Raw genomic sequence first — 23,630 nt, forward strand, 5'->3', positions numbered from 1 at the left:
TTGAAAGTAGGGAATAAACTCAACCTGTCAAAATCCTTTGCTATACTATGCCCAAGTTTGTATTTAAGAGAAGTTAGGAAGGATTATGCGTATTGACCAACGTGCATTAGACCAATTACGTGAAGTGAAAATTACACGAAACTACACCCGTTATGCTGAAGGTTCTGTGCTGGTCGAATTTGGTCACACCAAAGTCCTTTGTACTGCAAGCATTGATAACTCAGTGCCACGCTTTTTAAAAGGCCAAGGCCAAGGCTGGGTAACAGCAGAATATGGCATGTTACCGCGTTCAACACATTCTCGTTGTGACCGTGAAGCTGCTCGTGGCAAACAAACAGGTCGTACTCAAGAGATCCAACGTCTGATTGGCCGTAGTTTACGTGCTATGGTTGATTTGAAAAAGCTTGGTGAAAATACCATCACAATCGACTGCGATGTCATTCAGGCTGATGGCGGTACACGTACTGCTTCAATCACTGGTGCTGCAGTAGCCTTAGTTGATGCTATGAATGTTTTACTTGCACAGAAAAAAATTAAGCATGATCCGCTTAAAGGATTAGTGGCTGCAATTTCTGTAGGTATGTATCAAGACGAAGTACTTCTTGATCTTTGCTATGAAGAAGATTCGAACTGTCAAACTGACTTAAACGTAGTAATGACACAAGCGGGCGAGTTTATTGAAATTCAAGGTACAGCCGAAGATAAACCGTTTACTCGTGCACAAAGCAATGCCATGTTAGAAATGGCTGAAAAAGGGATTGCCGAGCTTATCAAAAAGCAGCAAGAAGCTTTAGGCTGGTAATTTCAAGTTATCTAAAAAACGCATCTTCGGATGCGTTTTTTTATGCCTTCATCAAATCGACATAAAAATATCACTTGCCTGTCACCTTTTCGCTTTATTAGTAGTTCGCATTTAAACCGTTTGGAAAAAACTAATGCGAAAACTTTCACTTTTATTTATTACATCTTTAGCGCTTATGCTCAGTGCTTGTAACGATGACAACAACTCAGATAATTCATCGCCAACAACACCGCCAACCAGCAATTGCAAAATGCACTGTGCACCATAATAAAAATTAAGGATGAAAAAATGAATCGTCGCGAATTTCTTTTAAATTCTACAAAAACTATGTTTGGGACCGCTGCTCTGGCGAGTTTCCCGCTGAGTATTCAAAAAGCGCTGGCAATTGATGCCAAAGTTGAAAGTGGAACTATTCAAGATGTTAAACACATCGTGATTTTGACTCAGGAAAACCGTTCATTTGATAATTATTTTGGAACGTTAAAAGGTGTACGTGGTTTCGGTGACCGCTTTACCATTCCAATGACAGAAAGTCGTAAGGTTTGGGAGCAATACGATGCTAAGAAAAATAAAGTATTGCCGTACCATCTCGACAGTCGTTTAGGGAACGCTCAGCGAGTTTCAGGTACACCCCACTCATGGTCTGATGGCCAAGCAGCTTGGGACAATGGTCGTATGAGTGATTGGGTTGCTTATAAAAAACCGCAGTCGATGGGCTATTACAAAAAGCAAGAAGTCGAATATCAATTTGCCTTAGCCAACGCCTTTACCATTTGTGATGCCTACCACTGTGCCATGCATGCAGGAACTAACCCAAACCGCAAGTTTATCTGGACTGGAACGAATGGCCCGACAGGCGCTGGTGTCGCGAGTGTGGTCAATGAATTTGATGGAATTGGGCCATCAACAGAAGGTTATGAATGGACGACGTATCCCGAGCGTTTACAGCAGGCTGGCGTGACATGGAAAGTTTATCAAAACATGCCAGATAACTTTACCGATAACCCTTTAGCTGGTTTCAAGCAATATCGCCGTGCAAATGAGCAATCTGGTCAACCTGTCAGTAATGACACCCCAACATGCCCAGCATACGATGAAAAGATTGACGCGACTCAACCACTTTACAAAGGTATTGCCAATACCATGCCAGATGGTGGTTTTCTAGGAACGTTTAAAGCTGATATTGCGCAAGGTAAATTACCGCAAGTGAGTTGGTTAGTTGCTCCAGCGACCTACAGTGAGCATCCGGGACCATCGAGTCCTGTACAGGGCGCTTGGTATATTCAGGAAGTATTAAATGCTTTAACTGAAAACCCTCAAGTATGGAGTCAAACGGTTTTATTGGTGAACTTTGATGAAAATGACGGTTTCTTTGACCATGTTCCTTCACCAAGTGCACCGTCTAAAGATTTAAACGGTGTCGTATATGGAAAAACTACGTTAAGTGATCAGCAAGTATCTTATGAATACTTTAACCATCCAGCAGTAGTGACTTCGAAATCTCAACCTAAGCCAGATGGTCGAGTGTATGGTCCGGGTGTACGTGTTCCAATGTACGTGATTTCACCATGGAGCCGTGGAGGATGGGTAAATTCTCAAGTCTTTGACCATACTTCTATTTTACAGTTCTTGGAAAAACGCTTTGGTGTGCAAGAGCCGAATATTAGCCCATACCGCCGTGCTGTATGTGGTGATTTAACGACAGCATTTAATTTTAAAACACCGAACCTTTTGCCTGTTGCTGAACTAGATGGGAAGAAAACTAAAGCCGAAGCCGATGCGATTCGTGTTGCTCAGGCTTTATTGCCCCAAGTTCCTGTTCCGAGCCAGCAGCAATTTCCGCAGCAGGAAATGGGGATTCGACCATCGCGTGCTTTACCTTATATTTTGCATACCAGTGCCAAAGTCGATGCCACTCAAAAAACGGTTAAGCTGATGTTCTCTAATACGGGTAAACAGGCAGCCGTTTTTCATGTGTATAACCGATTGGACCTAACGTCAATTCCACGCCGTTATATGGTTGAAGCGGGTAAACAGCTTGATGATGTGTGGAATACTATAAATGGACAGTACGATTTATGGGTACTTGGTCCAAATGGTTTCCACCGCGCGTTTAAAGGTAATTTGATCCAAATCAATCAAACCCAAGCATTACCAGAAATTAGAGTCTGTGTGGAAGAGTGTGATGCGAATTTGTATTTAAAAGTTCGTCACGACGGCAATAAGTCAGTCAAACTCACAGTTAAAGCAAATGCTTATCTACCAAATAAAACATGGAATATAGAAACCAACAGTTCCGAAAAAGAATTGGTTTGGGATATGTCTGAATTTGGTGGTTGGTATGACTTTACGGTGACATTAGCGGACGATGCGACGTTTAATCGTCGTTTTGCAGGACGTATAGAAACTCAAGAGGATTCAATTTCTGATCCGTATATGGGTTATGTAGAGTCTTAAGTTGCTGTAATAGATGAACGATTAAGCTGAAGTCTTAGATTGATAATTATTTTAAATTAGCTATCACGACGGAGTCTTATCGTTTATTCATCCAGTGGAAGTAGCTAATTTGTTACTTTGGTTTCGCCCAAAGTAACATACGTAATAAAGATTAATTAATCTTTATTACGTACCGAAAGACAACAGTTGGCTTAATAACATTCTTGCGCTTCGACAAAGCTATAATCGCTTTGTCTTGCTCAGGTTGTAGATGACATCTCGCACAATCTAATGTTGGGAAATATAACTAAAGGATGGCACCTGTGACTGCCATAAATATTAGGTTTGACCATTCTATAAAATTTTTAAAGGTCATATTCTGCTTTATAGATGAATAATAAAAATAAAGACTTACCTTTTGTAACAGAATCTCCTAAGCCTGGTCATATTTATCTTTTACCTTGAAACCCTGAATTTTTTAAAGTGATGGGGAAAATTTATGCTACAAGGTTTTATTGTATTACTAGCAGTAGTTACTTTTGTTTTAATGGCTGCCGACCCACGAGATAACGGGGCACAAGCGACTCAGTCAGCATGGCAAAAAACACAAGCGGCAGACATGACCAAGTCGCAAAAAAATACCAATAATGATGTGGATTTTATTTAAGCATTAAAACGCATTGATAAATCAACGGCTTTGACGTCTTTAGTCAATACGCCCATAGAAATATAGTCGACACCAGTCGTCGCTACTTCGCGTAAGTTTTCAATGGTGATATTGCCAGAAGCTTCAAGTTTACAACGTCCAGCCACATGTTTTACGGCATCAATCATTTGTTGCTGACTAAAGTTGTCTAGCATGACAATGTCCGCACCAGCCTCAAGTGCTTGGTTGAGCTCATCCCAAGTTTCAACTTCGACTTCAACAGGTTTGCCTGGGGCAATTTGGTGTGCTTTTGCAATTGCTTGAGCAATACCACCAGCTGCCATAATATGGTTTTCTTTAATTAAGAACGCATCAAATAAACCAAGACGATGGTTTTGTCCGCCGCCAATAGCAACCGCATATTTTTGTGCAATACGTAAGCCTGGTAAAGTTTTACGTGTATCGAGAAGTTTTGTATTTAAACCTTCAAGATGCTTAACATACTCAGCAGTTTTTGTAGCCACAGCTGATAATGTTTGAATAAAGTTTAAAGCAGGGCGCTCTACAGTCAGTAAGCTACGTGCAGAACCTGTAAGCTTTAAAAAGGCTTCATTTGCAGCAACACGGTCACCTTCTTGTTTTAACCAAGTTACCTGTACAGTGTTGTCATAAGCTGAGATGAGTGCATTTACCCATGGTTGTCCAGCTAAAACCATATCTTCGCGGCTAATGATGGTTGCAGTTGCCTGTTCATCTTCCGGTGTGAGCATGGCGGTAATGTCACCGTCCCCAATATCTTCTTGTAATGCTTGTTGAATATTGATTTGAATTGACTGTTCAAGCAAAGACTGAGGTATGCTCATACGGTTTCCATTTTGTCGATGACCCTAAAACTTGCGATATATTAGCACCGTCGACTTTAAAAATAAGCTGTTTTATTCGTTTAATCGCGATAAACAATCGTGCTGACTACTTTGAAAAGCACATAACTGTTTTAAACTAAAACAATTGGCAAGCAATTTATTGGCATTTCAATGAAGCAAATCACACCGTATGAAGTTATAGATGGACAATTAAAAGGGGCGAGACAAGTTCCTTCTCCAAATTTTAACCAGCGTCCGACTGGTACCGAAATTCAAATGATTGTGGTTCATAATATTAGCTTGCCGCCATCTCAATTTGGAGGTGGATACATTGAGCAGTTTTTCCAAAATAAGTTAGATTGGTCAGTTCATCCTTATTTTCAGACTATTGAGGGGATGCAAGTTTCTACCCATCTGTTAATTTTAAGAACAGGTGAAGTCCTACAGTTTGTTAATTTTAATGATCGTGCATGGCATGCAGGACGTTCGAGCTATTTAGCCAAAGTTGAATGTAATGATTATTCAATTGGGATAGAACTTGAAGGAAGTGATGATTTACCTTTTGATGAAGTACAGTACAGCGTACTAACCGATGTAGTTACTGCTATTCGTCAGGCTTATCCTGAAATTAAAAACCATATTGCAGGGCATTCAGACATTGCACCGGGTCGAAAAACCGATCCGGGGCCTTATTTTAAATGGCAACACTTTAGACAACTGTTAGCACAGAAAAAAACTTGAGTTCATTCATCATTTCACAACGAAAAGATTTTCTAGTTTCATTACAATAGCGACTTTCGAATATAGCTGTAGGTGAGTACGATGGCATTGTGGCGATCGACTTTTATTGTCAGTGCGATGACGATGTTGTCACGGGTATTGGGCTTAGTACGAGATGTCGTATTGCTCAACGTGTTTGGTGCGGGTAAAGATTTCGATACCTTTGTCGTTGCTTTTCGTATTCCCAACTTCTTTCGAAGGTTGTTTGCCGAAGGGGCTTTTTCACAGGCTTTTATTCCAGTACTAACCGAATATAAAACAGGCCGGGCACATGCTGAAGTTCAAATCCTGATTAGTCGGGTATTTGGTTGCTTACTCACGGTCATGACCTTACTCACTTTCGTGGCTATGGTCTTAGCACCTGCAATCATCTATATGTATGCGCCGGGTTTCCATAATGACCCTGAAAAGTTCGATTTAGCGGTCAGCATGTTCCGTCTGACTATTCCATATTTAATGTTTATGTCACTGACTGCTTTTGCCAGCAGTATCTTAAACAGTTATGGTTCTTTTGCTTCTCCAGCTTTTTCACCTGTATTGCTTAATGTAGCAATGATTGCAGGTGCATGGTGGCTTACGCCGTATATGGCTGAACCTATTAAAGCATTAGGATGGTCGGTTGTAGCAGCGGGTATTCTACAGTTAGCCGTACAAATTCCTGAGTTATGGCGTAAAAACCTACTAATTCCACCTAAAGTTGATTTTAAACACGAGGGTGTAGAGCGTATTTTAAAATTAATGCTTCCAGCATTATTTGGTGTGTCTGTGACTCAGATTAATCTATTGTTAAATACAATTTGGGCATCTTTCATGCAAGATGGTTCGGTATCTTGGCTCTATAGTGCTGAGCGTATGACGGAACTACCTTTAGGTTTAATTGGTGTTGCGATTGGTACAGTAATTTTACCTTCGCTTTCAGCACGCCATGCTGAGCAAGATCAAGAAAAGTTCCGCGGTATGATCGACTGGGCAGCAAAAGTTATTGTATTGGTGGGATTACCAGCAAGTATTGCTTTATTTATGCTTTCTACACCGATTATTCAAGCTCTATTCCAACGTGGTGAGTTTGACCTACATGACACTCAAATGACTGCACTTGCATTGCAATGTATGAGTGCTGGTGTAATTTCCTTTATGTTAATTAAGGTATTCGCACCGGGTTTCTATGCTCAGCAAGATACCAAAACACCAGTCCGTGTGGGTTTAATGTCTGTTGCCGCAAATGCCATTTTAAACGTTGTATTTATTGGATTCTTTAAACTAATCAATTGGCAAGCTGAACATATGGCGCTTGCCTTGGCATCTTCTGGTTCAGCTTTGGTAAATGCTGGTTTACTCTACTTCTATCTACATAAGCGTAATATTTTCCGATTTGGCGCGCATTGGAAAAAATTAGTCCTTCAATATGGTTTAGCAAATCTTGCCATGATTGCAGCGCTTTGGTTTGGGTTAAGTTGGTACAACGGTGAACTTTCTCAATGGATCCGTATTGCTGAGGTCGCGGGTCTATGCGTAGTAGGCGTAATCGCTTACTTAATTGGCTTACTGATTACTGGTTTTAGACCGAGAGATTTAAAACATTAAAATAAAAAAGCGATCATTTATGATCGCTTTTTTTAAACTAAAAAAATTTATTTTGGCAAAACTTGTAGTAATTCAACATCAAAAATTAACGTGCTATTTGGACCGATACTGTCACCAGCACCTACTTCACCATAAGCAAGTTTAGCTGGAATGAAGAAACGGGTTTTACCACCTTCTTTCATTGTTTGTAAGCCTTCTGTCCAGCCTGCAATAACTTGGTTTAATTGGAAATCTACAGGATGATTACGTGCAATTGAGCTATCAAAAACAGTCCCATCGAGTAAACGACCTTCATAGTTAACTTTTACACGAGAGGTAGCTTTAGGTGTTTTACCAGAACCTTCTTTTAATACCTGATATTGCAACCCAGATTTGGTCGTAACTACACCAGATTTCTTCGCATTTTCTGCAAGGAAAGCAGCGCCAGCCTGAGCATTTTGTTGACCTAATTTTTGAAACTCGACGAGCTGTTTAGCTTCTAAAGTTTTTTTATACTCATTAATTGCTTTCGCCATTTCTTCGTCTGTTAAGCGGGCATTTTTTTTCTGTGCACCTTCTTGAAGACCTTGGTAAAAGATATCAAGATTTAAATCTGTTAATGCATCAGTATTATTACGACCCATTAAATAGCCATAACTATAACTAAACTGATCCTTTGCTGGACTTTTATTTGTTATCGGTGTGGCAGCAAGAACAGATAAACTCATTGTTGATGCTGCAATAAACAAACTAATTTTTTTCATGCCATTTTCCAAAAAAACAGGAGAGTATAACGACTCTCCTGAATTGTTATTATTTCACTGAAATAAGTTCTACATCAAAAATCAGTGTACTGTTTGCTGGGATCCCAGGAAGTTCTTGTGGACCGTATGCAAGGTTTGATGGGATAAAGAAAGTCGCTTTTCCGCCTTCTTTCATGAGTTGAAGACCTTCAGTCCAACCTGGAATGACCTGATTAAGAGGGAACTCAACTGGCTGACCACGTTTATAAGAACTATCAAAAACCTGACCGTTAATTAAACGACCTTCATAATGTACTTTAACAACTGACTGAGCTGTTGGCTGCTTACCAGTACCTTCTTTAGTAATGATATATTGCAAGCCTGATGCAGTGGTTTTTACCCCAGCTTTAGTTTTGTTTTCAGTAAGGAATTGTGCATCTGCAGATTCAGAAGCTGTACCTGCTTGCTCTGATTTGTCTGGGTGCTGCATTTTTTGTTGTAACTCTTTTTCATAAGCTGCAACAGCTGCTTTTAAATCTTCTTGAGTATAAGCACTTGGCTGTTTGCCACGAGCATCATGGATCCCTTGAACAAAGGCCTTAGTATCCAATTCTGGAGGAGTTTGTTGTGCAACTTCATAACCAAGAACATAACTGATTTTTTGAATTGGAGAAGCATTTTTGTCTGCTTTACGTCCGACTTCTGTGGTCGGATGTTGAGTTGCATAATATACAGGTACAAGTGCAGCACCGCCTAAAACTACAGCGACAGCAATGGGTAAGGCTTTACTCATAAAAGGTTCCAAAAATAATCATTTGAGTCTAAAAGTCTGCTTCGATCTTAGCATGCTTAGACTTAAGCATAGAATGTTTAACAAAAAAAACGAGTGGTTTTTTTATATATTTTAGTTAGTTTTAATTTGGCGAAACTTAAAAAATCAAATAAAAAACCGGATCATTTGATCCGGTTTTTTTTAAGAAAACTCTTAATTAATCTTCTTTTTGTGCTTTATATGCATAGGCATAGTTATAGCCATAACCACCGCCACTAGAGCGTTGAATATCGTTAAGGATAAAGCCATTCACTTTAACACCAGCTTGTTCAAAGCGGTTAACTGTTAATTCAAGCTCTTTCATATGAGACTTAGCGTAACGAGCAACAATTAAGTTCACACCAGTGTACTGAGAAATAATAATACCATCAGTTACTGCAAGCACTGGTGGAGTATCAATAATGATATGGTCATATTGAGTTTGGAACTTCTCTAGTAAGTCTTTAAATTGTGTAGAGCTCAACATTTCTGATGGGTTGGTTGGACTCTTACCACGGGTAATCACGTCGAGATTCGCAACTTGTGTTTTATGTAAAACTTGTGTCAAGTCAGCTTGGCCACTTAATAATTCAGAAAGACCAGGTTTTACGTCAACATCGAAGTATTTATGCATATAGCCACGACGCATATCAGCATCAATCAATAATACGCGTTTATTTCCTTGTGCAAAAATAGTAGCCAAGTTAGTTGAAATAAAAGATTTACCAACTTCCGGAGACGGGCCAGCAATCATAATAATATTATTTTTTGCTGAGGTTAAAGCAAAGTGAATGGCAGTACGAATACTACGCAAACTTTCAATTGCAATATCATCACTACTTTTAACTGCTAAAATAGGAATACTCTTTTTCTTTTTCAAAATACTCATACGAGTCTCTTGAATAGGAGAACGAGGTACGGTCGCATAAACTGGCAGATCTAATTCATTTTCAATTTGAGTTGAATCATTAACTCCGCTACGCATCATTTTGCGTAATAATGCAATTAATACACCGATAAAACCACCAACAAAAATAGAAAGTATTAGAACAATCATTTTTTTAGGTTTAATAGGTTTAACTGGTTCTACAGCAGTATCAATAATGCGAACATTACCAATCTCACCCGCATTAGCGATTTTGAGTTGCTGATATGAGTTGAGTAATGATGTATATAGCTCAGTATTGACCTTTACATCACGATATAGTTGTAAATATAAACGTTGCGTCTCAGGAAGTTGAGTTAAACGATTATTAAGATCAGCAATCTTTTTATTAATCTCTGTAATTTGTGCATCAATTTGCAAGATTAATGGATGATCATTAGTATATTTAGCAGAAAGCTCAGCTTGTTTCTGTTGTAACTCAATTTTAAGCTTTTCTAAATCAATATTTTGTTTAAGTAATAATTCAGATTCAGCATTAACATCTACCGTTTTGTACTTTTCACGGAACTGGTTAAATTTGATCTCAGAATCTTCTAACTGTTTTCTAAGATCTGGTAACTGTTTTTCAAGGAAAGCTAAAGTCTGTTTTGTTTCTAACGACTTTCTCTCAATATTTTGTTCATGATAAACATTTAATACATTATTAAGTACTTGTGTAATGTGCTCAGGATCTTGGCCTAGATAATTTAAACCAATAACACCAGTCACTTTACCTTTTTCAGCAACACTATAGATATCATTAAAATTTTTAACGGCTGTTGGTAGAGCGAGCTTAGTTAAAGTGTAGCTTTGTTCTTTCAGATTACCTTGAGCATTAAGTTGTACCTGCCAAAGACCTCTATCTGTATTTAGTATATTTTTCTTGTTTAATTGACCATTAAATACAACTTGATCTTTGTAAGTTAAAGTAAATTGATTTGCATCTTTGAACTCTAACTTTAAGGGTTTATCTAAATAATATTCAGGTACTTTAAGTTCTCGTATAATCAAATTATTATTTTGATTACTGTACAGTACAGATTCATGACGATACTCAAGTCTACTCTTATCTTGTGAAATTAACTTATCGATCAATCCTGATTGGTTATCTTTGACGTTAATATCAAGATTAAGGTTCTGGATGACTTGTCCTAAAACCATTCTAGAACGAAGAATCTCTATTTCTGGATCAGCTGGTGATTTTTGAGATAGACCTCCACTGACTTTAGAAAGGTCACCAAGCAAAGCAGCAGAGGCAGCGCCTTTACTGTCCTCAACTTGTACCATTGCATCTACAGAATAAGTATCTGGCGTTATCCGTAAGTATAGCAAGGCACAAATTAAACTTAAGACCACGCAGCATGCTATGATTTTCCACTGTGCAATCAATGAAAAGAATAACTCTTTTAAATCGATGCTATCTTCGCTAGTTTTAGAGTTTTGGTTCATAAATTTACAACTAATATACAATTATAATTGAGTGCGCCAATCTTGCACATAGCTTTGAATGTTGCGGCAAGTCTGATCAAAAAAAGCTTGGTCATGTTGATAGGGGTCAGGTATATTTTGCCCTTGCCAATGGCCAAGCCTAAAAATTTTACCCTTAGCAAATGGCCAAGTTTGTTCAATATGCTTTTGCTGATTATTGCTCATTACCAAAATCAAATCATTTTGTTTGATCAATTCAGCGCTAAGCTGACGAGCCACGTGTGGTCTCATATCAATATTCAACTGATCCATACAATGAATAGCTTTGTCATCTGCAGTATGACCTACTAAGGCTGAAATACCAGCAGATGAGATATTTAATGTAGGATGCTGGGCCTTTAAAAAGTACTCTGCCATTGGGCTACGGCAAATATTACCAACACAGACCACTAAGATGTTTTGTAACTGCATGCTAGTTTTTACCCAATTGATCAAAGGTATAAAGTGCACTTGAGAACGGTACAATCTGGTTCATGATACGCTGCCAGCGTGTTAAACCAGTTGCATCGATATAAACAATATCATTTTTTTGCATTTGAAATTGATTAGATAATGCAAGGTTACCAATACTACTCAAATTGAGCTGATAAATTGTTGATTTTCTTGTGTGTAAATCGGTACGCATCACATAAATACGCGCAGCACTTGCAGAGTATGGGTTAACACCTTCACTTTCACCTAATACATCACTTAGTGTCATACCCTGATCTCTTAATGGAATAGCTGAGCTTCTATTGGACTCACCCATAACATAGAGTTTTTGATTTTGTTTGGTATTTACATAGATCGTATCATTGGGTTGAACCAATAATTTGTGAAGTGAATAGCCTTGTTTCTCAAGTGCAACAACATTTAAGTTATAAACTTCACCATTACGAATAAGCTGAATATCAGTATTGTCACCAGATTCTTGATTTACACCACCTGCCATACTGAGGGCTGTATAAATACTGATAGGTTGATCATCTAAGGTATATTGACCACTTTTCATAACCTGACCATTAACAAAGTAGCGTTTTGCCTGATAAGACAAGACTCGAACTACAACGTCAGGTGTTTTTAAATATTTAGCAAATTGATTACGTAAATATTTATTGGTCTCAGCAAGTGTTTTTCCGGCAATATGAACTTGGCCTACAAGTGGTAATTGAACATTTCCAGCAGAGTCAATTGGATAACCAAATGCTTTAATATCACTTGAAGCCCCTTGAATAGGGGGAGTAATTTCAGGATATGCCCAAAGTTGAATGGATAAGACATCTCCTGGACTTAAGCGATATTGATAAAAGGGAGTATTAAACAGAGCACTTACATTTCCCTGCGGACGCAAAGACTCAGAACTAATCTTTGGAATATTGTCTTGGGTGAGTTGGACAACAGAAACTTCTGCTCCTTGAGCTGTTTTAAAGCTCCCTTGTTCGGGTAAGTCGTAAGTTTGTAAGCCTGAGGTGACTGCACATCCTGTAAACGAAAGTGAAATGGCTAAAAATAATAATGTGCTCTGATGCTTCACATTCAAACCCTTTATTGTTTGTAATCCAATGATACTTTGCATGAAGATATTGGATTGTAGTCTATAATTAACCCAAATCATACTTTATTTGCTAAGCGCAGATTGTATATTTCAAGAAATTTTTGTTTAAAGTCTGCTATATTATCGTAGTAGGTCGTATCCATGATGTTTGTCCATTTAGATCTAAATGGTTAGGTTTTATATATGTTTCAACTCGAACAATTAAAAATATCAATTATCGGCTTAGGGTATGTTGGGCTGCCTTTAGCGGCTGAATTTGGTAAACATAAACCTACGATAGGCTTTGATATAAACCCGCAACGGATACGAGAGTTACAAAGTGGCTATGACCATACATTAGAAGTCACATCAGATGAGCTAAAACAAGTAGAACATCTCTCATACACTGCAGATATCAATGATTTAAAAAATTCAAATTTTTTTATAGTTACTGTACCTACACCAATCGATGATTTTAAACAGCCAGATCTGACCCCGCTAATAAAAGCATCCCAAAGCATTGCTAAAGTTCTAAAAAAAGGCGATATCGTTGTTTATGAGTCAACGGTTTATCCTGGTGCGACAGAAGAGGTTTGTATACCTGAATTAGAAAAACATTCGGGTTTAAATTTTAATAAAGATTTCTTTGTTGGTTATAGTCCAGAACGTATTAATCCTGGTGATAAACAACGACGTGTCACTAATATTTTAAAAATTACCTCAGGTTCGACTCCAGAGGTCACTGACTATGTTGATCAAGTATATAATTTAATTATTGAGGCGGGTACACATAAGGCCCCGAGTATCAAAGTCGCTGAGGCTGCTAAAGTCATTGAAAATACACAAAGAGATGTGAATATCGCTTTAATCAATGAGTTGGCTCTGATTTTTAATAAAATGGGTATCGATACAGAAGATGTACTCAAGGCAGCAGGTACAAAATGGAATTTTTTAAACTTTAGACCTGGTTTAGTTGGTGGTCATTGTATTGGTGTTGACCCGTATTATTTAACGCATAAAGCAGAGTCAATTGGTTTACATCCAGAAATTATTTTGGCAGCTCGTCGTTTAAATGATCGTATGGGTGAATATGTTGCAACCCAATTGATCAAAGAAATGGTAAAGCAGCGCATACAAGTGGTAGGTGCTCGTATATTAATTTTAGGTTTGAGCTTTAAAGAAAACTGCCCTGATATTCGGAACACCAAAATTGTAGATATGGTGAAAGCACTAAAGGAATACGATTTAGATCTTGATATTTACGATCCTTGGGTGGATAGTGCCGAAGTTGAAGGCGAGTATGGCTTAGCTCCGGTTACGGAATTAAAGCAAGATCATTATGATGCAATAGTTATTGCTGTTGCCCATGATCAGTTTAAAGCAATGTCGAGTCAGGAGCTCATTGCACTAGGCAAAGAGAAACATGTTTTATATGACTTAAAATATGTTTTAGATAAAGAACAAAGTGATATTCGACTGTAAAAATTACTAGTTATTAGCATAGGAATTTTATGAAAATTTTAGTCACTGGTGGTGCAGGTTTTATTGGTTCTGCTGTCATTAGAAATATTATAAAAAATACTCAAGATGAAGTATTAAATATAGATAAATTAACATATGCAGGCAATTTAGAATCATTGTCTGAAATTGATATGGATCCACGATATCAATTTGCACAAGTTGATATTTGTGATAGTGAGCGTTTAACAGAAATTTTTAAAATTTTCCAACCAGATGCTGTGATGCATCTAGCAGCCGAGTCACATGTTGATCGCTCTATTGATGGTCCCGCTGAGTTTATTACAACAAATATTGTGGGCACTTATACATTATTAGAGGTTGCACGTAAGTACTGGCTACAATTAAATGAAGAAAAGAAAGCCTCTTTTAAATTTCATCATATTTCAACAGATGAGGTTTATGGTGATTTAGAAGGTACAACAGATTTATTTACTGAAACAACATCTTATGCGCCAAGTTCGCCGTATTCAGCAAGTAAAGCAAGTTCTGATCATTTAGTTCGTGCTTGGCATAGAACATATGGTTTACCAACGGTAGTAACGAATTGTTCAAACAATTACGGTCCATACCACTTTCCAGAAAAGCTCATTCCATTGGTGATCTTAAATGCGCTAGATGGTAAGGCTTTACCGATTTATGGTAAAGGTGATCAGATCCGTGATTGGTTGTATGTCGAAGATCATGCCAAAGCTTTATATAAAGTTGTGACTGAAGGTAAAGTTGGAGAAACCTATAATATCGGTGGTCATAATGAAAAACAAAATATAGAAGTTGTGAAAACAATTTGTAAAATTTTAGATGAATTAAAACCACAAAATAATCATCAACCTTATGAGACATTAATCACTTTCGTAAAAGATCGTCCAGGACATGATTTACGTTATGCAATTGATGCCTCAAAAATTGCAAAAGATTTAGGCTGGAAGCCTGAGGAAACATTTGAAACAGGTATTAGAAAGACTGTTGAGTGGTATTTAAATAATTTAGAGTGGTGCCGCCGAGTACAAGATGGCAGTTACCAAAGAGAAAGATTAGGTGTAAGTGCATAATGAGTACAAAAGGTATAATTTTAGCAGGTGGTTCTGGGACACGTTTGTATCCGATCACAAAAGGCGTTTCAAAACAACTGTTACCAATTTACGATAAGCCAATGGTTTATTATCCATTGTCTGTTTTGATGTTGGCTGGTATTCGTGAAGTTCTTATTATCAGTACGCCAGACGATATAGATGGCTTTAAGCGATTATTGGGTGATGGTTCACAATTCGGTGTTGAATTAAGTTATGCCGTTCAACCAAGTCCGGATGGTTTAGCTCAAGCATTTATTATTGGCGAAGAGTTTATTGGCGAAAGTAATGTCTGTTTAGTACTTGGTGACAACATTTTCTATGGTCAAGGTTTTACGCCAATGCTACGCCAAGCTGTGGCCCGTCAAAAGGGTGCAACCGTATTTGGTTATCAAGTCAAAGATCCTGAACGTTTTGGTGTTGTTGAGTTTGATGAGGAAAAACGAGCAGTTTCATTAGAAGAAAAACCAAAACATCCAAAATCGAATTTTGCGGTTACGGGTCTTTATTTTTATGATAATGATGTAGTGAAAATTGCAAAACAAGTAAAACCATCAGATCGTGGTGAACTTGAAATTACGACAGTGAACCAGATGTATCTAGACCGTGGTGATCTCAATGTTGAGTTACTTGGACGTGGTTTTGCCTGGTTAGATACAGGAACACATGCAAGCTTACTTGAAGCAGCACAGTTTGTTGAAACTATTGAAAAACGTCAAGGTTATAAAGTGGCTTGTCTTGAAGAAATTGCACTTCATAATGGTTGGTTGACGAAAGCTCAAGTGTTAGAAATCGGCCAAAGCATGAGTAAGAATGATTATGGTCAATATTTGATTTCTTTGGTAACCGAATAACATGAGCCTTGTAAAATTAATTGACTTGCCGAGTTTTGGTGATGAACGAGGTGGTTTAGTTGCGATTGAGTCTAATCAGTCAATTCCTTTTGATGTGAAACGTTTGTATTACATCTTTAATACGTCACAAAAACCGCGTGGCTTTCATGCTCATATTGATTTAAAACAAGTTGCAATATGTTTGAAAGGTAGCTGTAGATTTATTCTGGATAATGGTTCTACTAAAGAAGAAGTTGTTTTAGATAACCCGACCCAAGGTTTGGTTATTGAAGGATTGATCTGGCGTGAAATGCATGATTTTTCAGAAGATTGTGTATTACTAGTTTTAGCAAGTGAACACTTTACAGAGCAAGATTATATTCGAAATTACGATGAGTTTCTGCGTGTAGTAAATCAGCCTTATATTCATCCATTATCCGATGTTAAATCTAAAAATATTGGTCAAAAAACAAAAGTTTGGCAATATAGTGTGATTTTCCCACAAGCGGTTATTGGAGAAAATTGTAATATTTGTGCGCACACTATGATTGAAAATGATGTGCAAATTGGTAATAACGTCACAATTAAATCAGGTGTATATGTATGGGATGGGATTACATTAGAAGATAACGTTTTTGTTGGTCCTAGCGTTACTTTTACAAATGATAAGGCTCCCCGTTCAAAGCAATATCCCGATGAGTTTCTAAAAACTATAGTTGAACAAGGTGCAAGTATTGGCGGTAATGCTACCATTTTACCAGGCATAAGAATTGGTCGAAATGCATTGGTTGGTGCAGGCGCAGTAGTAACTAAAGATGTTCCGGAAAATGCAATTGTAGTAGGAAATCCTGCAATTATTAAAGGCTATGTGAAATAATGATTCCTTTCTTAGATTTAAAAAGTATAAATAGTCAATATCGTGCAGAACTCATTGAGGCTTGTACTCGTGTCATAGACTCTGGCTGGTACATAGGCGGAAATGAGCTAGCTCAATTTGAACAAAACTTTGCGGAATATTGTGGAGTAAAATTTGCAATTGGAGTTGCAAATGGTTTGGATGCCTTGATTCTTACGCTTCGAGCATGGAAAGAGTTGGGGAAACTAAATGATGGTGATGAAGTAATCGTCCCATCAAATACATACATTGCAAGTATTTTAGCAATCACTGCAAATAACCTAACTCCAGTTTTAGTTGAACCGGATATTAATACTTATAATATCGATCCAAGCAAGATTGAGGCTGCAATTACTCCAAAAACGAAAGTAATCTTACCTGTTCATTTATATGGGCAATTAGCAGAAATGCCTGCAATCATGGCAATTGCTAATAAATATAATCTACTTGTTTTAGAAGATTCAGCTCAATCACATAGTGCTGAAATTAATGGAATAAAAGCTGGAAACTGGGGAGATGCTTCTGGTTTTAGTTTTTATCCTGGTAAAAATTTAGGTGCATTAGGGGATGCTGGTGCTGTAACCACTAATAATGAAGAACTTGCACAAATGTTACGTGCTCTTCGTAATTATGGTTCTCATGAAAAATATAAAAATTTAGTACCTGGCGTAAATAGTCGTCTTGATGAAATTCAAGCTGCCATGCTAGATATTAAATTAAAATATTTAGATCAAGAAATAGCCCATCGCCGTAAAATTGCGCAATTATATTTGCAGCATATAGTTAATCCTTTAATCCAATTACCCTTAGCTCAGAAAAATGCTGAAGAGTATCAGCAACACGTTTGGCATTTATTTGTGATTCGTACTGAGCATCGCGAGGCTTTACAAAAGTACTTGGCTGAACAAGGTGTACAAACTTTAATTCATTATCCTATCCCACCTCATAAGCAACAGGCTTATAAAGAATGGAATGACTTAAGTTATCCTGTATCTGAACAAATTCATGCTGAAGTGATGAGTTTACCTATTGGTCCTACACTAAGCGTGGAAGAGGCTGAGAAAGTAATTCAGATTTGTAATAATTTTAAAGTCTAAAATGAATTTACTAAAAACAAGTGTACTAAATGGCGTGGCTGTTTTAATTAAAACGGCCACGATGTTTATTTTAAATAAGATTTTAGCTATTTATGTCGGTCCAGCTGGTTATGCGGCTATTGGGCAGTTCCAAAATTTTATACAAATGGTGACAACCTTCGCCGGTAGTGCAATTAATACTGCAGTTATTAAATATACGGCTGAGTATTATGAAGATGAAACCAAACAACGAAATATATGGAAAACAGCGGGAAGTATTGTCTTACTTTTTAGCTTAATTTTTTCATTAATTATTCTAATTTTTCAAAAACAACTTTCAATTTATATTTTTCATACTGATCTTTATCAAACGGTTTTTGTTTGGTTTGCCGTATTCCTAACATTATTTACCTTTAATGCACTTTTTTTAGCCATTTTAAATGGAAAAAAAGAAGTTTTAAGATTAGTTATTGCAAATATTGTAGGCAGTATTTTTTCTTTAGCCGTTACCAGTCTTCTAGCGATAAAATATGGTTTATATGGTGCTTTAGTTGCTCTTTCAATTTATCAGTCTTTAGCGTTCTTAATAACTTTATTTTTATGTTACAAAGCTGATTGGTTTAAATTGTCTTATCTATTTGGGAAAATAGATAAAACTATTGCTAAAAAATTTATAGCTTTTGCTTTTATGGCTTTGGTTAGTGCTATCTGTGTTCCACTTTCTCAGATAGTTATTCGAAGCTACCTAACACACGAGTATGGGGTAACATACGCTGGTTACTGGGAAGCGATGATACGTCTCAGTGCAGCATATTTAATGTTAGTGACCACAACATTGGGCGTATATTATTTACCTAGACTTTCAGAATTATCAAGACTTGAGGAAATCAAGTCAGAAGTTTACTTGGGATATAAATATATATTTCCTTTGGCTGCTATAGGTAGTCTAGCTGTATATTTTCTTAGAGACTGGATTATATCTATTCTATTTACTAAAACATTTTTACCTATGCGTGATCTGTTTTTTTGGCAGATGATAGGTGACTCCTTAAAAATTGGTAGCTGGATACTTGCATATTTAATGTTAAGTAAGGCTATGACCAAATTATTTGTGACAACTGAAATTTTATTTGCAGTAACTTCAATATTGCTAACTTATCTATGTACTCATATGTTTGGATTTAAAGGAGTTTCTATAGCTCACTTAATTAATTATGGCGTATATTGGATAGTTATGAGTATTTGTGTTTTTAAAAGTCTAAAAGAAAAGGATACAGTATGAATGGTGAAAATCAACCTTTAGTTTCTGTTGTTATACCTTGTTATAACCATGGGAATTTTGTTCAGGACTGTATTCAGAGTGTAATAAGTCAAACTTATCAGAATATTGAATTAATTATTATTGATGATGGTTCAAAAGATAATTCTATTTCAAAAATAGAAGAAATGGTTGAAAAATGTGAAAAACGATTTGTTCGTTTTGAATTTAGGCATAGGGCAAATAAAGGTTTGAGTGCAACGCTAAATGAAGCCTTAGAGTGGTGTCAAGGTGAGTATTATGCAGCGATTGCTTCAGATGATATTTTATTAGAAGATAAAATAGAAAATCAAATTCAATTATTTGGAGATAATAATAAAGAAAATATTATAGCTGTTTTAGGGAATGTATATTTTATTGATGAAAAAAATGAAATATTAGCAAGCTCAGAAATTAAAGAAAATACAATTTATAATTTTGATCAAATTTTTATGCATCAACACTTATTATATGCACCCACTCAATTGATTAAGACTAAAGTGATAAAAGAGGTTGGTGGTTATAAACCGGGAATGCTAATAGAAGATTGGTATATGTGGTTAAAGTTGTCAAAAATTGGAAATATATTGGTTGTACCAAACTTATTTGTAAAATATCGACAACATGATAGCAATACAGTAAAGCAATTAGAAAAAATGCATAAAGGTAGATTGGAGGTTTTATCTTATTTTAAAGAGGAAAAGTTGTATCAAGACGCCTTATTTAAAGTGCATTGGATAAATAGTATGGAGAATTTAAGATTTACCTCTAAAAATAAATTTTTAGTTGTTATGAGTTTATTTTTCCAGTCTCCAATCCGGTTTTTAAAATTATTTGTAAAAAAAGTTATAGAGAAAAATGGGAAATAATTTATTTTTAAATATATATTATTTTTTAAAAAGTATAGTAGGAGTTAATACTTTACTTTTTAAAAAAATTGGTAATTTAATGTTGACTCTGATTATTAATGTAATAGGTAACTTTAAATTTAATATTAAGGTTGAAAATACTTCATTATCTTTTTTTAAAAAGATAGTGAATTTTCCTTTAATATTAGTTAACACAGTTCAGTCTTTAATCTGTTTGCGATATCAAGTGATTCTGAAAGTATACTCGACCGCAAAAGTTACGTCTTAACTGAAGTTATATGTCAGAATTGGTGAGTAATATAGAGTGAAGTGCAAGATTCTAAATAATGAGGTATATTGTAATGATATATGAAAGATCTCCTAGAAGAAAAATAAGGGGTTTTAGTGCTTCATTATGTTTCTTATTAATATTATTTTGTTCATTTTTTAGTGTGAACTCATTACCTGTTAACCCTGTTTACTTTATTGGTTTTCCAGTAATATTATTCTCTTTTTTATTCTCCAAGTCCAAGATAGATAAATTTCAATTTGGATTTTATTGTTATTTTTTAATTTCATGTATACTATTCGCAATAGGTAGTTATTATTTTTCTAATATTGATCCTAAAATAAGTTATTTATCTACAATACTTTACTTATATTGTATTCTTATCGGTGCTCAAACGGTCGCAACTGGAATTACAGTCGAAGTCTCGCGTCGAATTTATATTTATAATTTTATTTATAATATTTTAATATTTTTTATGATTCTTGAATTTTTGTTGAGAATAGTGAATTCAAGTCATACAGGTTCATTTTATGATTATAAGTGGAGTTTGTTATATTTTGATTCAAACTTTGTTTCTTTTATCATTTTATTTTTTTTAATGTTTGCTGTTTTTTTGAAAGAGAAAAATATTTTTAATATTGGTAAAATTCGATTTTCTCTTTTAATAATTTTACTGATTCTTACTTTTTCTAGAGCTAGTATAGTTTCATTTATAGTCACATATTTCTTTGTTAAGTCGGGTAGTAAATACAAAACTCCTATATTTATTTTGTTTTTAATTAGTTATTTTTATGCTGCTACTGACTTGGTTGGGAAATATACGTCTGGTACAAGTTATGTAGATGTTGATGGTAGTTTTAATAGTAAATTTTATTTAATTTCTGTTGCTATTGATAATTATGATTCAGTTCCACTAGTCAATAAAATATTTGGAATTGGATTGAGTAACTTCTTATATTATTCTGGAGGGATCTTTGCTCATAATATATTTATTACATTATTTTATGAGTTTGGAATTCTTGGTACATTAATGTTTGTATTTTTCTTAGTTTATTCATATTTTAAAATAGGGAAAGATATTACATATATTTATATTCCCTTGCTGGTGGTCGGATTCTCTTTGTTTTCAGCTTATGTGCCGTTTTTATTTGTATTAATAGCTTGTATGTACATTGAAACAAGATATCTTAAACAAAGAGTTTAAATATTAATTGTGTTTAGAAGCTCAAACATAGATAGGATAATTTAAATGTTAGTATCAAAACCTTTGATAAGTATTCTTATTCCGGTTTACAATGTTGAGGCTTTTGTTAAAGAAGCAGTCCTTTCAATTTGTAATCAAACATATAAAAATATTGAAATAATAGTAGTTGATGACTGCTCTACTGATAACACATATAATATAGTTGCTGAATTAGCTATTATTGATCCAAGAATTAGACTTTATAAAAATGATAAAAACTCAAAAATAGTAAAAACTTTAAATTTCGCATTAGAACAGGCGAAAGGAGAATTTATTGCAAGAATGGATGGCGATGACATAAGTACGCCAGAAAGACTAGAAAAACAGTTAGAATTTTTGTTAAAAAATCCTCAATATTATTTAGTTGGTTGTCATGTTAATACTATAGACCCTAATAATAGAATGATTGGTAAGCAAGAAATGCCAATCAATGATAATATTATTAATAAAACAATAAAGTATACTTCGCCAGTTCTACATATTTGGTTAGCTAAGCGAGAAGTTTATACTAAACTTAAAGGATATAGAGAAATTCCTGGTGCTGAAGACTATGATTTTTTATTAAGAATGCATTCACTAGGTTTACTCTTTACTAATCTAAATAGTCATGAATATTCAGTTCGTATTCGTGAAGGGAATACTACCTCTACAATAGGTTTTAATCAGAGATTGATGTCAAATTATGTGCTTGATCTATATGAGATGAGGCTGAAAACTGGAAAAGATGATTTTAGTGAATTGAATGTTTCACAATATTTAGAAAAATATTCTAAATATAAAGCGGATTTTGATCAGTCAAATATTTTTTTAAAATCTGCATTTATGGCAAAGGCTGATAAAAAGTTTTTGAAAATGTTATTTTTTATAGGCTTATGCGTCATGAAATCCAGATTTCAATTGCAATATCTTTTAAAACGATTGGTTTTTAAAATAATTACGATAGGCTAAGCTATGAAAATTCTTTTTGTAATTAATTCCTTAAAGAACAAATCTGGAACTGAACGTGTTGCTATTGAACTGGCAAACAAATTATCACTCATGGCTAATTATGATATTACTCTCTTAAATAGAGAATCAATTAAAAGTAATACAGCTTATCCAGTTTCTGATAATGTAAATGTAGTAGCAATTTCGGGTAACTTCTTTGAATTTTATAAAAAATTAAAGATACATCTTTCTCGTCATTCTTATGATATGGTGATTGTACATAATATGGGTAAGTTATCTTTATTATGTGCTCTTTTACCTAAAATCAAAAAATTGGTTACATTAGAGCATGTCTCTTTTATTAGTCGTCCTAAAAAAGTTCAAGTCTTAAGTAAATTCTTTTACAAGTGGGTTGATCAGGTTGTTACCTTAACTCAAAAGGATAAAAAGCAATTTGATAAATTTCATTCTAAAGTTATTGTTATTCCCAATTTTTCACCCTTCCCTATTGTCTCAGAATCTCCGCTGAGTAGTAAACAAATTGTAACCATAGGTCGTTTAACCGATCAGAAAAATTATCTTCATTTATTGAAAGCTTGGAAAAAAATATATCAAATGATACCAGAGTGGCACCTTAATATTTATGGTGAAGGTGAACATAAAAAAATGCTACAAGATTATATTGAAGAGAACTCTCTACAGCGCGTTCTTTTGAAAGGAAGTACATCAAATGTGCAAGAGGTATATAGACAATCAGACTTTTTTGTAATGTCGTCTAAATATGAAGGTTTACCTATGGTTTTAGTAGAGGCGCAGAGTTTCGGGTTACCTATTGTTTCTTATGATTGTCCTTTTGGACCAAGTGATGTTATTCAAAATCATAAAAATGGCTTGTTGGTTGAGAACCAAAATATTGAGGCATTGGCAGATGCGATTTTACAACTTGCTTCCTTTCCAGATATGTTGGCGCAATTCTCACAAAATTCATTGATTAATGCTAAAAAATATCAGCCTGAACAGATCTTAAAAGTTTGGATTGAAAAGGTTTTGGAAGGTTAAAATTG

At 35.4% G+C, this 23,630-nt stretch carries 22 protein-coding genes; 16 read left to right on the forward strand and 6 right to left on the reverse strand.

The window, feature by feature from the left end; genetic code table 11:
* Positions 1-85: 85 nt before the first annotated feature.
* From rph to AC1PJ9_RS01130, 4 genes are all read left to right on the forward strand, one after another.
* The gene (gene rph, locus AC1PJ9_RS01115) at positions 86-802 is read left to right on the forward strand and encodes a ribonuclease PH (RefSeq protein ID WP_004706096.1); all 717 of its coding nucleotides are present in this window, start codon (positions 86-88) and stop codon (positions 800-802) included.
* Between the two features lie 133 nt (positions 803-935).
* Complete coding sequence (locus AC1PJ9_RS01120; RefSeq protein ID WP_264653691.1) at positions 936-1,070, forward strand: hypothetical protein; 135 nt, start codon at positions 936-938, stop codon at positions 1,068-1,070.
* 20 nt (positions 1,071-1,090) lie between these two features.
* Positions 1,091-3,259, forward strand: coding sequence for a phosphocholine-specific phospholipase C (locus AC1PJ9_RS01125; RefSeq protein ID WP_311086679.1), 2,169 nt, complete (start codon positions 1,091-1,093; stop codon positions 3,257-3,259).
* Between the two features lie 478 nt (positions 3,260-3,737).
* Positions 3,738-3,905, forward strand: a complete 168-nt coding sequence (locus AC1PJ9_RS01130) for an ABZJ_00068 family colistin stress protein (RefSeq protein WP_004640355.1) — start codon at positions 3,738-3,740, stop codon at positions 3,903-3,905.
* On the opposite strand, the gene nadC is transcribed toward AC1PJ9_RS01130, so the two are convergent.
* On the reverse strand, positions 3,902-4,747 hold the full coding sequence (nadC, locus tag AC1PJ9_RS01135) for a carboxylating nicotinate-nucleotide diphosphorylase (protein ID WP_311086680.1): 846 nt from the start codon (positions 4,745-4,747) through the stop codon (positions 3,902-3,904). The genes AC1PJ9_RS01130 and nadC overlap by 4 nt on opposite strands.
* Before the next feature lie 171 nt (positions 4,748-4,918).
* Here nadC and ampD point away from each other — a divergent pair, with 171 nt between their 5' ends.
* Both ampD and murJ read left to right on the forward strand, forming a co-directional pair.
* Complete coding sequence (ampD, locus tag AC1PJ9_RS01140) at positions 4,919-5,488, forward strand: 1,6-anhydro-N-acetylmuramyl-L-alanine amidase AmpD (RefSeq protein WP_216984338.1); 570 nt, start codon at positions 4,919-4,921, stop codon at positions 5,486-5,488.
* A 72-nt stretch (positions 5,489-5,560) separates the two neighbouring features.
* Complete coding sequence (murJ, locus tag AC1PJ9_RS01145; RefSeq protein ID WP_171073910.1) at positions 5,561-7,111, forward strand: murein biosynthesis integral membrane protein MurJ; 1,551 nt, start codon at positions 5,561-5,563, stop codon at positions 7,109-7,111.
* A 47-nt stretch (positions 7,112-7,158) separates the two neighbouring features.
* On the opposite strand, the gene bamJ (AC1PJ9_RS01150) is transcribed toward murJ, so the two are convergent.
* The 5 genes from bamJ (AC1PJ9_RS01150) to AC1PJ9_RS01170 all read right to left on the reverse strand — a co-directional run bounded on the left by bamJ (AC1PJ9_RS01150) (position 7,159) and on the right by AC1PJ9_RS01170 (position 12,570).
* Positions 7,159-7,854 carry a BamJ family beta-barrel-assembly machinery protein gene (gene bamJ, locus AC1PJ9_RS01150; protein WP_311086681.1) on the reverse strand — a complete coding sequence of 232 codons (696 nt, stop codon included), beginning with the start codon at positions 7,852-7,854 and terminating at the stop codon, positions 7,159-7,161.
* Positions 7,855-7,903: 49 nt separating this feature from the next.
* Positions 7,904-8,626, reverse strand: coding sequence for a BamJ family beta-barrel-assembly machinery protein (bamJ, locus tag AC1PJ9_RS01155; RefSeq protein ID WP_311069983.1), 723 nt, complete (start codon positions 8,624-8,626; stop codon positions 7,904-7,906).
* Between the two features lie 196 nt (positions 8,627-8,822).
* On the reverse strand, positions 8,823-11,018 hold the full coding sequence (locus AC1PJ9_RS01160; RefSeq protein WP_311086682.1) for a polysaccharide biosynthesis tyrosine autokinase: 2,196 nt from the start codon (positions 11,016-11,018) through the stop codon (positions 8,823-8,825).
* Between the two features lie 21 nt (positions 11,019-11,039).
* Positions 11,040-11,468, reverse strand: coding sequence for a low molecular weight protein-tyrosine-phosphatase (locus tag AC1PJ9_RS01165; RefSeq protein ID WP_002050525.1), 429 nt, complete (start codon positions 11,466-11,468; stop codon positions 11,040-11,042).
* Position 11,469: 1 nt separating this feature from the next.
* Entirely contained in the window at positions 11,470-12,570 is a 1,101-nt protein-coding gene (locus tag AC1PJ9_RS01170; protein WP_479761684.1) for a polysaccharide biosynthesis/export family protein, read from the reverse strand.
* Between the two features lie 204 nt (positions 12,571-12,774).
* On the opposite strand from AC1PJ9_RS01170, the gene tviB reads away from it, so the two are divergent.
* From tviB to AC1PJ9_RS01220, 10 genes are all read left to right on the forward strand, one after another.
* Positions 12,775-14,052 (forward strand): Vi polysaccharide biosynthesis UDP-N-acetylglucosamine C-6 dehydrogenase TviB, encoded by a 1,278-nt coding sequence (gene tviB / locus AC1PJ9_RS01175; protein ID WP_130174162.1) that lies wholly within the window; start codon positions 12,775-12,777, stop codon positions 14,050-14,052.
* 29 nt (positions 14,053-14,081) lie between these two features.
* Complete coding sequence (gene rfbB, locus AC1PJ9_RS01180) at positions 14,082-15,140, forward strand: dTDP-glucose 4,6-dehydratase (protein ID WP_100192177.1); 1,059 nt, start codon at positions 14,082-14,084, stop codon at positions 15,138-15,140.
* Positions 15,140-16,012 (forward strand): glucose-1-phosphate thymidylyltransferase RfbA, encoded by an 873-nt coding sequence (gene rfbA, locus AC1PJ9_RS01185; protein WP_130174164.1) that lies wholly within the window; start codon positions 15,140-15,142, stop codon positions 16,010-16,012. Before rfbB ends, rfbA begins: the two co-directional genes overlap by 1 nt.
* A gap of 1 nt (position 16,013) precedes the next feature.
* Positions 16,014-16,868 (forward strand): WxcM-like domain-containing protein, encoded by an 855-nt coding sequence (locus tag AC1PJ9_RS01190; protein ID WP_187142570.1) that lies wholly within the window; start codon positions 16,014-16,016, stop codon positions 16,866-16,868.
* Complete coding sequence (locus tag AC1PJ9_RS01195; protein ID WP_130174166.1) at positions 16,868-17,983, forward strand: DegT/DnrJ/EryC1/StrS family aminotransferase; 1,116 nt, start codon at positions 16,868-16,870, stop codon at positions 17,981-17,983. The genes AC1PJ9_RS01190 and AC1PJ9_RS01195 overlap by 1 nt, the downstream gene beginning before the upstream one ends.
* A gap of 1 nt (position 17,984) precedes the next feature.
* Positions 17,985-19,244 carry an O-antigen translocase gene (locus AC1PJ9_RS01200; RefSeq protein ID WP_311086684.1) on the forward strand — a complete coding sequence of 420 codons (1,260 nt, stop codon included), beginning with the start codon at positions 17,985-17,987 and terminating at the stop codon, positions 19,242-19,244.
* On the forward strand, positions 19,241-20,128 hold the full coding sequence (locus tag AC1PJ9_RS01205; protein WP_187142568.1) for a glycosyltransferase family 2 protein: 888 nt from the start codon (positions 19,241-19,243) through the stop codon (positions 20,126-20,128). Before AC1PJ9_RS01200 ends, AC1PJ9_RS01205 begins: the two co-directional genes overlap by 4 nt.
* A gap of 341 nt (positions 20,129-20,469) precedes the next feature.
* The gene (locus AC1PJ9_RS01210; protein ID WP_311086685.1) at positions 20,470-21,600 is read left to right on the forward strand and encodes a hypothetical protein; all 1,131 of its coding nucleotides are present in this window, start codon (positions 20,470-20,472) and stop codon (positions 21,598-21,600) included.
* A gap of 45 nt (positions 21,601-21,645) precedes the next feature.
* Positions 21,646-22,587, forward strand: a complete 942-nt coding sequence (locus AC1PJ9_RS01215; RefSeq protein WP_187142566.1) for a glycosyltransferase family 2 protein — start codon at positions 21,646-21,648, stop codon at positions 22,585-22,587.
* 3 nt (positions 22,588-22,590) lie between these two features.
* Positions 22,591-23,625: a glycosyltransferase family 4 protein gene (locus AC1PJ9_RS01220; protein WP_311086686.1), complete on the forward strand. Its 1,035-nt coding sequence runs from the start codon at positions 22,591-22,593 to the stop codon at positions 23,623-23,625.
* Positions 23,626-23,630: the final 5 nt, after the last annotated feature.

The organism is Acinetobacter sp. 70_2 (genome assembly GCF_056736115.1).